The 12,614-nt window shown below is 38.0% G+C and carries 10 protein-coding genes; all 10 read left to right on the forward strand.

Annotated features, from left to right (window positions below):
• The first annotated feature begins 1 nt into the window (after nt 1).
• The 10 genes from FYJ59_RS08805 (at nt 2) to FYJ59_RS08850 (ending at nt 12,285) form a co-directional block, all read left to right on the forward strand.
• A complete protein-coding gene (locus FYJ59_RS08805; protein WP_154496511.1) occupies nt 2-1,531 on the forward strand; it encodes a lipopolysaccharide biosynthesis protein in 1,530 nt (509 codons plus the stop codon).
• A 63-nt stretch (nt 1,532-1,594) separates the two neighbouring features.
• Nucleotides 1,595-2,686 carry an acyltransferase family protein gene (locus tag FYJ59_RS08810; RefSeq protein WP_154496512.1) on the forward strand — a complete coding sequence of 364 codons (1,092 nt, stop codon included), beginning with the start codon at nt 1,595-1,597 and terminating at the stop codon, nt 2,684-2,686.
• A gap of 922 nt (nt 2,687-3,608) precedes the next feature.
• The gene (locus FYJ59_RS08815; RefSeq protein WP_154496513.1) at nt 3,609-5,291 is read left to right on the forward strand and encodes a glycoside hydrolase family 5 protein; all 1,683 of its coding nucleotides are present in this window, start codon (nt 3,609-3,611) and stop codon (nt 5,289-5,291) included.
• Nucleotides 5,292-5,391: 100 nt separating this feature from the next.
• Nucleotides 5,392-6,561, forward strand: a complete 1,170-nt coding sequence (locus FYJ59_RS08820; RefSeq protein ID WP_154496514.1) for a nucleotidyltransferase domain-containing protein — start codon at nt 5,392-5,394, stop codon at nt 6,559-6,561.
• A 65-nt stretch (nt 6,562-6,626) separates the two neighbouring features.
• Nucleotides 6,627-7,010 (forward strand): lasso peptide biosynthesis B2 protein, encoded by a 384-nt coding sequence (locus FYJ59_RS08825; RefSeq protein WP_268878535.1) that lies wholly within the window; start codon nt 6,627-6,629, stop codon nt 7,008-7,010.
• Between the two features lie 16 nt (nt 7,011-7,026).
• A complete protein-coding gene (locus tag FYJ59_RS08830) occupies nt 7,027-8,937 on the forward strand; it encodes an asparagine synthase-related protein (protein WP_154496516.1) in 1,911 nt (636 codons plus the stop codon).
• A gap of 155 nt (nt 8,938-9,092) precedes the next feature.
• On the forward strand, nt 9,093-9,242 hold the full coding sequence (locus tag FYJ59_RS08835; protein ID WP_154496517.1) for a hypothetical protein: 150 nt from the start codon (nt 9,093-9,095) through the stop codon (nt 9,240-9,242).
• 163 nt (nt 9,243-9,405) lie between these two features.
• The gene (locus FYJ59_RS08840) at nt 9,406-10,296 is read left to right on the forward strand and encodes a phosphoenolpyruvate carboxykinase (ATP) (RefSeq protein WP_154496518.1); all 891 of its coding nucleotides are present in this window, start codon (nt 9,406-9,408) and stop codon (nt 10,294-10,296) included.
• Between the two features lie 13 nt (nt 10,297-10,309).
• Nucleotides 10,310-10,576: a PqqD family peptide modification chaperone gene (locus FYJ59_RS08845; protein WP_154496519.1), complete on the forward strand. Its 267-nt coding sequence runs from the start codon at nt 10,310-10,312 to the stop codon at nt 10,574-10,576.
• A gap of 14 nt (nt 10,577-10,590) precedes the next feature.
• Entirely contained in the window at nt 10,591-12,285 is a 1,695-nt protein-coding gene (locus tag FYJ59_RS08850; RefSeq protein WP_154496520.1) for an ABC transporter ATP-binding protein, read from the forward strand.
• Nucleotides 12,286-12,614: the final 329 nt, after the last annotated feature.

Raw genomic sequence — 12,614 nt, forward strand, 5'->3', positions numbered from 1 at the left:
AATGAAAGAAAAAAACAGAACAAGTAGCAGTATCAGAAATATTATGTTTTCTATAATGGGTTATGTATTTACTATTTTATTGCAGTTTGTAAATCGTAAAGTGTTTGTTGAGTTGCTTACAACAGAATACTTGGGCTTAAATGGGTTGTTCAGCAATATTATATCGATGCTAGCCCTTTCCGAGTTGGGAATAGGGACTGCCATGACTTTTGCACTGTATAAGCCAGTGGCGGAGAAGAATGTTGAGAAAATAAAAAGTTTAATGATGCTGTATAAAAGAGTATACAGCATTATTGGCTGGGTTGTTTTGGGCTTAGGAGCAGGATTGACTCCGTTTTTGCAGTTCCTAATTAAAGATATGCCGGATATTCCGCATATTAGAATTTTTTATCTTTTGTATGTTTTGAATTCTGGAATATCTTATTTTTATACATATAAGCGAACATTAATTATATGTAATCAGGATGAGTATATTTCAACAACGACAACGACCATTTCTTCAATTGCAACAAGAGTTCTTCAAATTATATTTTTATATTTGACAAGGAACTATTTTGCATACCTCATTATTCAAGTCATAATGACAAGATTAGAAAATGTGGTAATTTCCAAAATAGCGGACAAACAATATCCATACTTGCTTGATGACAATATACAAGAGTTGAGTGTGGAAGAAAAAGTTAAGATAAAGAATAATGTCAAAGCAATGTTCTGTCACAAAATAGGTGATGTCATTGTTAATGCAACAGATAATTTGATTATTTCTAAGGTGTTAGGATTATCTGCAGCAGGATTATTTTCAAATTATGTATTGATTTCCGGCAATGTGAGTAATCTATCCAATACAATAATAAGAGCAACTTCTTCCAGCGTTGGAGATTTGATTGCGCGAGGAGATAAAGAAAGAAGCTATCAAGTATACAAGGATATGCTTTTTGCAAACTTTTGGATAATATGTTTTTGTTCCGGTGGTTTATTGTGTCTGACGCAACCTTTCATTTCAATATGGTTGGGCAGTGAATATTTACTTGACAGTAGATTTGTTCTCATAATGGTAGCTTGTTTCTATTTCGCGGGAATGAGAACAGTAACACTGGTCTACAAAAATGCCGCTGGCTTATTTAGGCCTGACCGATATAAGGCTATAGTTGAATCAGTAGCAAACTTAGTGATTTCAATTCCCTTAACTCATTATTGGGGAGTTACAGGTGTTAAGTTAGGAACACTTATTAGTACGTTGTTGATTCCCTTTTGGATTGAGGGTCTTGTCTTATATAAATATTATTTTAAAAAAAGTTTATTTACATATTTGCTTATTCAGTTAGGTTATGCTTTCTCTACTGCAGTGATAATCGGAATAACATATATTGTATGTAGTTGTGTCCCTTTAGAGGGATATGCGGGACTTGCATTTAGGGCTGTAGTTTGCTGTATTTTCCCTAATTTGCTGATTATATTAATGTATTTTAGAAGTGGTGGATTTAACTACTTCCTTGGAATGGTAAAAAAGAGGATATTAAAAAAAGGTTAAAGAGAAAGTAAAGGTTGGTAGGGTAACTTATTTTAGATGTATGATTTTGGGTGAGGATGATATATGACGGAAATAAGACAGAATAGAATTGGCTATATTGATACTGCAAAGGGAATAGGAATTATTCTTGTGTGTTTAGGACATGCAATAACAAATGCAAACAAGTCTATAAATGTAGAACATAGCGTGTTATTGCAGTTTATCTCACAATTTCATATGCCTTTCTTTTTTGCAATCAGCGGATTTGTTTTTGGTGAAAAGAATTTTGATAATCCGATTAGATCATCGTGGAAAAAGTTCAAAGCATACTATATACCTTTTGTAGTGTACAACCTTATTTTTGTTTTGTTGCATAATGTGATGACAAATTTCCATATTTTTTCAAATTACTACAGTATCAAGGAAATGATTTATGATATCTTGATGGTATTGACATTTCATATTCAAAGTATTTGTGGAGCAATGTGGTTTGTTAGGACCTTGTTTACAATTGTAATTATGTTTATATGGGTGAAGTACTTTATTAGAAGGTTTTTACCTGTAAAATATGAAGAAATAATGACAGGCATATTAGTGTTAATAATGCAAGTTTGTTCTTTGTTAAACATCTGCCCGAGGGCATTTAGAATTGATTTGACATGCGCTTATTTTTTGTTCTTCTATTTGGGTTATTTGATAAAAAAATATGGGTGGCATCAGTATATCACAGGATATAAATATGTATTTGTTGCAGTAGGATTGTTGTTGAATGGGCTATTAGCTAATTTCTATACATACGCAATAGGTGGTCCATGTGAAGGATATGTTGTGTTGATAAGGTATATCGGGCAATTATCAGGTATCTTAATGCTTTTTGCTATAGCTCAAATTAAGATTATTTCAGACAGTCGAGTGTTGAGATATTTAGGAACAAAAACGTTAGACATTATGGCATTACATTTTGTGTGCTTTAAAATTGTTAGTTATATCATTATTAATGTTTATGGATTGGATTTATCCCATATGGGGGACATACCTGTTGTGTTTGGAATCGGGGGATTTTGGTGGATTTTGTATGTGATAGTGGGCCTCTTGATTCCGGTTGTGATTAGAATATTATTTGAAAAAATGAGAAGCATGCTCCGAATAAATTTTATTAAAGAAAACTTGAAATAATATTATAACCGGTTATATAAAGATGCTTATTTGTTTAAAGGATGGATGCGTGATGCAAGAAAAAGAAGCTAATTTTGAAATTTGTTGAAAAGATTATTGTGACTTCACAGGATGGATTATTTCAAGGATTTGTTTTTATCAGTTTAGGATTACTGTTTGCAAATAAAAAATCAAAATAGATAAAAACGTATCTTTTATTGGTTTCCTGTGTTTCGGTATTGAGGTTTATTTTGTTCATGCACAAGGTATTGCCAGAGGGTGTTCGATGTATTTCTTTGTGTTGCCAACAATTTTATTTTCCTTTACTTTGAATGTCCAACTTGATAAACATAAAGAGTGTTGTCTGTTTCGGAAACTGAGTATCATTATTTATTTCTTACATTGTTTTCAATAAATTTGAGAGGAACATCTATTAGATTTATATTAACCATAACTATAACTATGTTATTATCCTTTTTAATTATTAAAGCTACCAATAATAAAAAATTAATGGTATTTAGAAGATTATTTATGGGATGAGTCGTATCGATAAATATTTAGTATGAAAGTAGACCGGGAGGGCTTATAGGATGAATTTATTAGCGGATTATTTAGCAGAATTGATACAGTCTCAGTTTGAAAAGCGTATTCCCAATCTATTGCCTGAAAGGGTAAGCATTGGAGCATATGTCGTATTTCAATGGAGGGACATATGTTTGGTAAGAACCTTGACTACACAGAAATGACTGAAACAAAAAGGAATCAGTTCTACAATGTATCTGGGCTGTGGTTGTGATGAAGGTAGGATGGTTGCTCACGCATGGCTATGTGGTCAATATTATGTTACCGGTGGTGATGGTTCGGGGTATTCTATTGTAGATAAGGTTACGGTGATGTAACACAGTAGGAATTTTATTGTTATTTGAGAAGAGGTGGGTTTTCCTTGGTTTTGAAAAGATTAAATATTATTACGTTGTCACTTGCGTGTGTCATCTGCACATGTAGTTGTGAAAATATGACTGAGAGTCAAATTTATAGTGAAACAGATACTGTTGAAAAACCGGAAACGTATGAAATGAATATTAATTTGAGCGAAAATATAGAGAATGATTCGTTTTCGGACAATGAAAATTACTGCGATAACATTGATGCCAAAGAGGATAATGCTAATTGGGATGCTTGGATGCTTATGGAGGAGATAAATGTAGGTTGGAATCTAGGAAATTCTCTTGGAACGGCAGCGGCAGAGTGTGGTTATGATGCCAATCTGGAAATGGAGACTATATGGGGAAATCCTAAGGTTTCCAAAGAACTGATTGACTATGTTAAATCGCTTGGATTTAATACGATAAGAATACCGGTTTCATGGTGTTATAATTGTGGAAGAGATGAAAATGGAAAGATTAAGATAGGAGAGCAATGGCTTAAAAGAGTTCATGAGGTGGTCGATTACGCAATAGATAATGACATGTATGTAATTCTAAACACTATGTGTGATGCATGGGTGCTGTTTCGATGTGGAGTTGAGGATGAGACAGAGTGGAAGCAGGTACAACAGGATACAGAAGACTTATGGCGGCAGATTGCTCAGAGCTTTGCGGAATATGATAAACGACTGATTTTTGAAGGATTTAATGAAATAGATAATGTGGTGACAGGATTTACTTATTCTGATTTGTCTGCTGAACAAATGAATATACTAAATCAAATTTTTGTGACCACAGTTCGAAGTACTGAAGGAAGCAACATTAAACGAATTCTACTGGTTCCAACTCTGTTTGACAGTACTTTGACTCAAGTAACAGATGCTTTTCGATTGCCGGAAGATGATGTAAATAATGAGGAAAATTATCTTATAGTTTCGGTACACTGTTATGAAAGTGAATTTGATCAAGATATAGAATGGAAATTTCAAACATTGCAAGAATTTTCCAATAGGATCGGAGCTCCCATATTAATTACGGAATTTGGAGCTAAAGACGATTACGTTTTAAGTGAATTAAGAGAAGAGTTTACTAGTAATTACATTGCAAGAGCGAATAAATATGGTATAAAGTGTTGTATATGGGATGATGGATACCATTGGAAATTAGTTGATCGATATGACTATAGTCAGACCAATATGGATATGATTGAAGCAATATTTGCCGGCGTAGCGGGGCAAAATTATGAAACTGATTTTAAAAATAAAATGGTATTGGATAATATAGATGATTTCTATTTTGGTGATATGAATTTGTCAACTGGATGTATCGAAATGGTAGATTATCAAAATAAGTATTGGGCGACATTAACTACGAAAACAAAGGATAATCGTTTTTTGGAGACACGAGATGGTGATTATTTATGTATATCAATGAAAACAAAAGGTGCAGCAACTAATTTTTGGATTAATTATATTTGTTTTTTGGACGAAAAGCAAAATGTAATAGAGTATAAGAAAGATAAAAATATTTTACACAGATTTTTGTGTACGAAAATACCAGATGATGCGAAATATTTTGTAGTAAATACATATGATCCATATAGTAACTATGCAATTGAAGACATACAACAGTATTTGGAAAAAGGAGACTTGTCAATGAGTATTACTTTTGTCAATATTGAAGAGAGTGATAGTGAGTGAAATCTTTTCTGACAAGGTGATTTTTTCATCTTTACTATTTGTTGAAGGCTGTGAAGATTAACAGAAGCAAATAAAAGAAAGTGTATAGGCAGGGTAATTAATGAGAGAATTGGACAGTTATTTGGCTGAATTGATAAAAGCACAGTTGGAAAACAGAATAGCAGCTGCTCTTCCTTCGAGTATTTCTGTAAATCAAATTGTGGAAGTTGCTGTACAGAACCAAATGAAATATCTATTGTTGGGAGCATTAGTCAGAGTCCCCAATCTGGTGGAAGAGGAACGGGAACATCTGAGAAAGCATGTTATTCGATGTGTTTTGCGGACTGCAGTACAAGTGAAAGAGTTGGGGGAATTGGAACAGAGCTTTGAGAAAGCCGGTGTTGTGAACCAACCCATGAAAGGAGCTGTACTGCGCTTCCTCTATCCCTCTCCGGAAATGCGTGAGATGAGTGATATTGATATTTTGATTGCGGAACAGAATATGGAGACAGCCAGTGCAATCTTGAAACAGAGAGGATATCTGTTGTCTGAGTCCATTAAGCATCATGATATTTATATGAACCCCCCATTTTTGATTGTGGAGGCACATCGTGCCATGTATGACAAAACAGTCGACCGAAATCAATATGGTTACTTCAGCAACTTTTCCCGGACAAAGGTAAAGGAAGGCTGTCGGTATACGCAGGTCTTTGGAAAAGAAGATTTTTATGTCTATATGATGTCCCATATGGCGAAGCATTTTTATCAGACTGGTTGTGGTATCAGACATTTAGTTGATATCTATATTTATTTAAATGCATATCGTAATAGTATGGATAGGAAATATGTGGAGCAGGAGTTGGACAGATGCGGTATCTTAACTTTTACAATCCATATGGAGCAGTTGGCTTTCGAATGGCTGGATGGTGGGAAACTGAGTCCTTTTCATGAAAAGCTGTTTGCTTATATGTTAGACAGCGGAATTTACGGAAAAGACGAAAACGGTATTTGGAACAAGTTTGTGTATCAAAAGGGTTCGGATAAAGAGATGAGCCGCGGGCAACTGAAACGTTGGTACTTTTTTCCGCCTCTTTACTATATGTCTGAGTATTATCCTTATTTGGAGAAGAAACCATGGCTATTACCCTGGGCCTGGCTGGTACGTGGAGTGTGCGGCATATTCGAACACAAGGGCAGTTTTAAACGAAAGATGATTGATCATATTGATAAAGAACAGATTCAGACATTGAAAACAATTTATGAGGAGATGGAACTGCGTTTTAAACCGTAGAGGATAAAAGCATGAAACTGTTGAAGAGAATGTGGCGTTTTTTGATTTACAACAAGCATAAGAGAATGTCTTTGAAATGCTGGGTTTATTCGGCGTGGTACCGATTTCTGATATTACATATGGATACAAAAAGAATGCAGAACAGATGGGGAATTGAGGGAGAGGAATCTCAGGAAGAGGAATCCTTGGAGCATTATCGCTATGCCAAAAAGGTATCTTACTGTGTCAACCAGATTTGTGATAAAACCACATGGGAGAGTAAGTGTCTGGTGAGGGCTCTTACAGCGCAGAAATTATTGAAGAAAAAGAAAATTGCTTCCACTCTGTATCTGGGTTGCCGCCTGGAGGAAGGTAAGATGGTAGCCCATGCTTGGATTCGTTGTGGCAGGATGTATGTTACAGGTGGCAGTGGGGAAGGGTATGCAGTTGTAGATAAGTTTAGAAGCTGAAATAGGGGAGAAGACAATGTCAGCAATTTGGGGAGTCATTGACTTACAGGGGAAAAAACTGCAGGCTGGAATCAGCCAAGTCTTTGCAGAGAGTTACCAAAACTGTGTGATAGACCGCTATGAGGAGGTAACTGTAGAAACAGTCTATCTTGGCTGTGGTATTCAGTATTTTACAAAAGAATCAGTGGGAGAAAAAATGCCGCTTGCAGAAGAAGGGGCATTTTTTACTGCTGATGTGGTGCTGGATAATCGTGAGGAACTTTATGCAAAGCTATTGGGAAGTAAGAAGCCTCTTACAGAAATGCCGGACGGAGAGCTACTGTATCAAATGTATTGTGATTACGGCAAAGATTGTTTGAATGATTTGTTGGGAGCGTTTGCCTTTGTGTATTACGACCGAAAGGAAAAAAGAGCGGAAATTGTCATAGATGCAGTGGGAGACCGCTGTGTCTATTATGCTGTACAGAATGAAATACTCTATTTCTCTTCTCTGATGGAGCCGTTGATAAAGCTGATGGGAGCCGGATTGAATGACAGATGGATAACGGATTTCCTGGCAATGGATCATCTGTTTATGTCAAATGAGGCAGAGGAGACACCTTATAAAGGTATCTACAGAGTGGCACCGGCACAAAGGGTAATCATCCAAGAAGGTAAGATAGAGAAAGAAAAATACTGGAATCCTTTTGAGAATTTTAGAGAGCTGAAGCTTGCAAATGATGAGGAGTATGCAAAAGCTTTTCGACAGGTCTTCTGCGATGCGGTAAAAGGCGTTATGCGAGGTAGGGGGGATATGTCTATTCTGTTGAGCGGAGGTCTGGATTCTAATGCCGTAGCTGCTGTAGCATCAGGATATCTGAAGGAGAAAGGGGAGAAGCTTTATTCCTATACATCAGTTCCATTGAAGGATTATGTGGTTCAGAAAACCGGATGGGATTTGGAAGATGAATCAGAGGCTGTTCAAAAGACAACAGAATATCTTGGAAATGTTGAACCGACATTTGTAAACCTAGAGGGAATCAATCCATGGAAGGACCGACAGGGAGAACTCAGAATTATGGAGATGCCTTACAAGTCAGTGCAAAATATGCTCTGGATTCCGGAATGTATGCGCCGTGCCTATGATAGAGGTAGCAGAATGATGCTTACCGGTTCTTTTGGAAACACTACGATTTCCTATACGGATTTAGAAGTGTATATGAATGATTTGTATCAGAGAAAGAAGTGGATAACTCTGTATCGGGAACTAAAGATTTTTTCAAAAGCAGACGGATTCTCTATGCGATATGCGAAAAAACAGATTAGGAACGCTGGAAAAAACAGCAGCAAGATTAAGACAGACTGGAATTCCTTATATGGGAAATCCTTTGTGCGTCCTGCTATGGTAGAAAAAGAGGGGGCGGCGGAGCGAATGCTTGCCATGAAACGGAAATTTGCCGAAGCCTCTTTATGCCATGATGCAACCAGAAAATTGATGGTACAGGATGTGGCATTGCGACAGATTGGAGAGGCAGGGACCAAACATTCCCTTGCAACGGGAGTGTTATTGCGGGATCCGACAAAAGATAAGCGTGTGATTTCTTTCTGCTTAAGTCTTCCGGTAGAGCAATTCTGTAAAGAAGGGAAGGAGCGCAGACTGGTCAGGGAATATTTGAAAGATAGAATACCGCCGCACATTTTGCAGGCGAAAACGAAGGGGAAACAGAGTGCAGATCTGGCTTATCGTATGTCTTTAAAATGGGAGGAGATTCGACAGGAATGGATACAACTGTATCAGAGCTATCCCGACAGCAGATATGTGGACAGCACTAAGGCATGTACAGAATTGTTACAGAATCCTGATATGGAGAAGTATACAACCCAAATGCTGGTTCGACATATGTATACCTTAATGGTTTTGGAATTGGAGAATCAAATGGAAGCGTAAGCGTTTACGAAGCATTAGGTTTGCCTGTCACGTTTTCTAAAGGTTATAGTAGCCTATTCAAAAATGTATCAATATTGATAGAATTGGAAAGAAATGAGCTCAAACTGGATATATATATAGTGTATCACATTCATAGAATATAGGAGGAATCAATCATGAAAAAAGAATGGAATACACCTGAAGTGGAAACACTGGAACTTTCCCGTACAGAAAATGGTCTGGCTCCCAGTGAACAATTTGATGGGGACTGGGTGCAGATTGGCTGTAAATGGTATGTGCCCGGTCATGGAGAAGAATTATCATAGAAAAAGAAGAAATAAGGGAACTCTCCAAACTGGTGTAAGAATGCCATGCTTGGAGAGTTCTTTTTTGCGATATTTTGCGATGACTTTTTGGATTATTGCTTGTGTTTCTTCTGGTAAAATGATAACATAAAAACAGTGTTGTATTATGTAGAGGGGTATACCAATGCATTATTATATTATATATGGAAAAACTGTTTTTTCTGATTTGGAATTTCCGCAACTAATCAAGGCAGAGCCGGTATCAGAGGACAAGGCAGATATTGTCATCCGCCATGCCGTGATACCACAGGAGATTAAGAGCAGGGAGACGGAAAGAAAGTATGAATTCGGAGAAAATATTAGCTGGCTAATCAACAGGACAGTATGGTTTTTAGTGGAAAAGGGCAAGTATATCACCTATGAGCCCCGTGAGGGTGCTAATATGGGTTATCTTAGGACTTATTTGTTGGGATATGGGCTGGCAATGTTACATATGCAGAGAGGCGAGATGGCGATTCATTGTTCCGCGGTACATTGTGACGGAGAAGCTGTCTTGATTGCCGGAGAAAGCGGAAGCGGTAAATCTACATTGACTACAAGATTTTTAGAGGCTGGATATGGGTTGATGGCAGATGACGTGTCTTTGGTCAAAGTGCAGGATGGAAAAGCAGTGGCTTATCCGGCATTTCCTTATCAGAAGCTTTGCCGCGATGCCGCCCTGAAAAGAGGGTATCGTTTGGAGGAATTGCTTTACATAGATGAAGAGAAGGACAAGTTTATGGTGCCTTATTTCGGTGAGTTTTCCTTGGAAGGGAAGCCGATAAGAAGGATGTTGTGTCTGATAGCAGATAATCGGATTAAGGAACCGTATGTGAAGGCGATTACAGGAATTGAAAAATTTCATTTTTGTGTGAATAATTTATTTTTGCGAAAACTCCTGCAGCAAGAGCGATACGGAATGTTGACAGGACCTCAATGTTTGGAAATTGCATCTGCAATGGATATGTACATAGTAGGGCGTCCGACACAAGCAGATACAGCGGAAGCAATCTGGCAGATGGTAGAAAATATATAAAGGGAGAGAGATTATGGATAAAGATACAAAGATTATTATGAAAAAGAAACTGAATATTACAGATTTATCCGGTGAAAAGGTCATGGTCGATTTTGAAACGGGGAAGTATTTTTTGATTAAGGGTGCAGGGAACGATATCTGGGATATGATTCAGGTAGAAACCACTCCGGAAGAAATTATCGAAAAGCTGATGCAGGAATATGAAGTTACAAGGGAAGAGTGCGAACGATCTGTGTATGAATTTCTGGAACAACTGCAGAAACTGAATTTTATTGATTAGACAGGATTATAGCTATGAACAAATTGAAAAGGCTATGGAATGACAGAGGAAATCAGTATCAGTATGCAAAGTGGCTGATGCAGTATGCAAAACCGTATCTGGGCAGGATTTCATTAACGATGCTATTGGATTTGCTTGTCACAGTCAGCACATTGGTGATGGTGCAGATTTCAAAGGAAATCATAGATAATGCCACCATACATAATGGTTTTGTGTCATTGATTGTTATATATATTGCAATCATGTTGGGGGTGCAGATGCTGGATGTGATTTCGGCACTGCTGTCTACCATGCTGAATGAACGCTTTTCCTTTGGCATCCGCAAACAGATTTACGAAAAAATTATCAATTCCCACTGGATGGATGTGAAGAAATATCACACGGGAGATTTGATGACAAGGCTTACCAGCGATGCCGGCAATATTGCAGACGGTATTGTAGGAACCATACCAAGCATTATTCAATTGGCGATAGAACTTATACTGGTGTTCTTCACCTTGTTTTCTTATTCTCGTTTGTTGGCGGTTTTTGCCTTAATGGTTGCACCGGTTGCCGCATTGTCATCCTGGTGGCTTGGGAGAAAACTGAAAAGATTACAGATTAAGGTACAGGAATCAGAAGCTTCTTATCGTTCCTTTTTACAGGAGAGTCTGGCTAACCTGCTCATTGTGAAAGCGTTTGCCAACGAGAAATACGCAACCGACAGATTGGTAGAGCTTCGTGAGAATCGCTTTTACTGGGTATTTAAGAAGACCAAGATGGGACTTGTAAGCTCCACAGTGATGTCCCTATCCTTTCAACTGGGCTATATCGCTGCGTTTACATACGGTGTTTTGCAGATTTCCCGTCAGGTGATTACTTATGGTACGATGTCGGTATTCCTTACTCTGGTAAACAGGGTGCAGTCTCCTGTGATGGGGCTGGCACAACAGATTCCCAGAGTAGTGTCTATCTTGGCGTCAGCAGGTAGAATTATGGAACTGCAGAATCTGCCATTGGAGGAAAAACTGCCGGAGCAGATGGAAGCGGAAGAGGTGGGGGTCAAGGTAGAACACCTTACCTTTGGCTATGCCAACGATACGGTATTGGAAGATGTTTCTTTTCAGATTCAACCTGGCGAATTTGTGGCAATTATCGGGGAATCAGGTATTGGAAAAACTACTTTGGTCCGAATTATTATGTCCTTTATGAGCAATATCCAGGGAAAGGTTACCTTTTATAATAACACGGGGGAAGAAGAAAGAGCCAATGCAGAATCTCGGACTTTTATCGCCTATGTACCCCAGGGAAATACGCTGTTTAGTGGCACCATTCGCGAGAATATCCGCATGGGAAAGCTGGATGCCACAGATGAGGAAATGTGGGAGGCGTTAAGACTTTCATCGGGATATGAGTTTGTGAAGGAACTTCCCCAAGGGCTGGATACGGTAATCGGCGAAAGAGGGCATGGATTATCCGAAGGACAGGCACAGCGGATTGCCATTGCCAGGGCATTTATCCGAAAAGCACCGTTTTTGGTTTTGGATGAAGCGACCTCAGCACTGGATGAAGGGACAGAGCTTTCTGTACTGAAGGGGTTGCAACAGTTACAACCTAGACCTACCTGCTTGATTATTACCCATCGCCAGAGCATTTTGAAGTATTGTGACAGAGAAATTAAAATTGAACAGAAGAAAACAGTTGAAAATAGAATAGCGGAAGAAGTATAATTGCCGGAAGTAAACTGAAAAAGTCGTGGTATTTCACCACGACTTTTTTGCTATGATTATGTTAGCTCAAAGAATCTGTTCCCTCGTTACCAATTTCACCATTGCCGGACCCGCCATTGTCCTTTCCGTGATTGGGTTGTGGGTCAGGTTTGTTTGGGTGAGGTTTTCCGTTTCTATGAGCTGTTTCAGCGATGTCTAATTCGTAAATGCTCCATAGCAAGTACCTTTTGCAATCAACTTTCATCTGCAATAATAGTCTCATACTATACACAGTCAAAAAAGTTTAGCGCTTAACTTTTTTGACCAGCGTCAGGAGGTCAGACTATGAA

This window comes from Waltera intestinalis (assembly GCF_009695995.1).
GTDB classification, from domain to species: domain Bacteria; phylum Bacillota; class Clostridia; order Lachnospirales; family Lachnospiraceae; genus Acetatifactor; species Acetatifactor intestinalis.

What these genes read in the sequence shown, in the direction of transcription:
- FYJ59_RS08840 (WP_154496518.1), top strand. Translation starts at nt 9,406, where the DNA reads ATGCATTATTATATTATATATGGAAAAACTGTTTTTTCTGATTTGGAA.
- FYJ59_RS08810 (WP_154496512.1), top strand. Translation starts at nt 1,595, where the DNA reads ATGACGGAAATAAGACAGAATAGAATTGGCTATATTGATACTGCAAAG.
- FYJ59_RS08835 (WP_154496517.1), top strand. Translation starts at nt 9,093, where the DNA reads ATGAAAAAAGAATGGAATACACCTGAAGTGGAAACACTGGAACTTTCC.
- FYJ59_RS08820 (WP_154496514.1), top strand. Translation starts at nt 5,392, where the DNA reads ATGAGAGAATTGGACAGTTATTTGGCTGAATTGATAAAAGCACAGTTG.
- FYJ59_RS08845 (WP_154496519.1), top strand. Translation starts at nt 10,310, where the DNA reads ATGGATAAAGATACAAAGATTATTATGAAAAAGAAACTGAATATTACA.
- FYJ59_RS08850 (WP_154496520.1), top strand. Translation starts at nt 10,591, where the DNA reads ATGAACAAATTGAAAAGGCTATGGAATGACAGAGGAAATCAGTATCAG.
- FYJ59_RS08825 (WP_268878535.1), top strand. Translation starts at nt 6,627, where the DNA reads ATGTCTTTGAAATGCTGGGTTTATTCGGCGTGGTACCGATTTCTGATA.
- FYJ59_RS08830 (WP_154496516.1), top strand. Translation starts at nt 7,027, where the DNA reads ATGTCAGCAATTTGGGGAGTCATTGACTTACAGGGGAAAAAACTGCAG.
- FYJ59_RS08805 (WP_154496511.1), top strand. Translation starts at nt 2, where the DNA reads ATGAAAGAAAAAAACAGAACAAGTAGCAGTATCAGAAATATTATGTTT.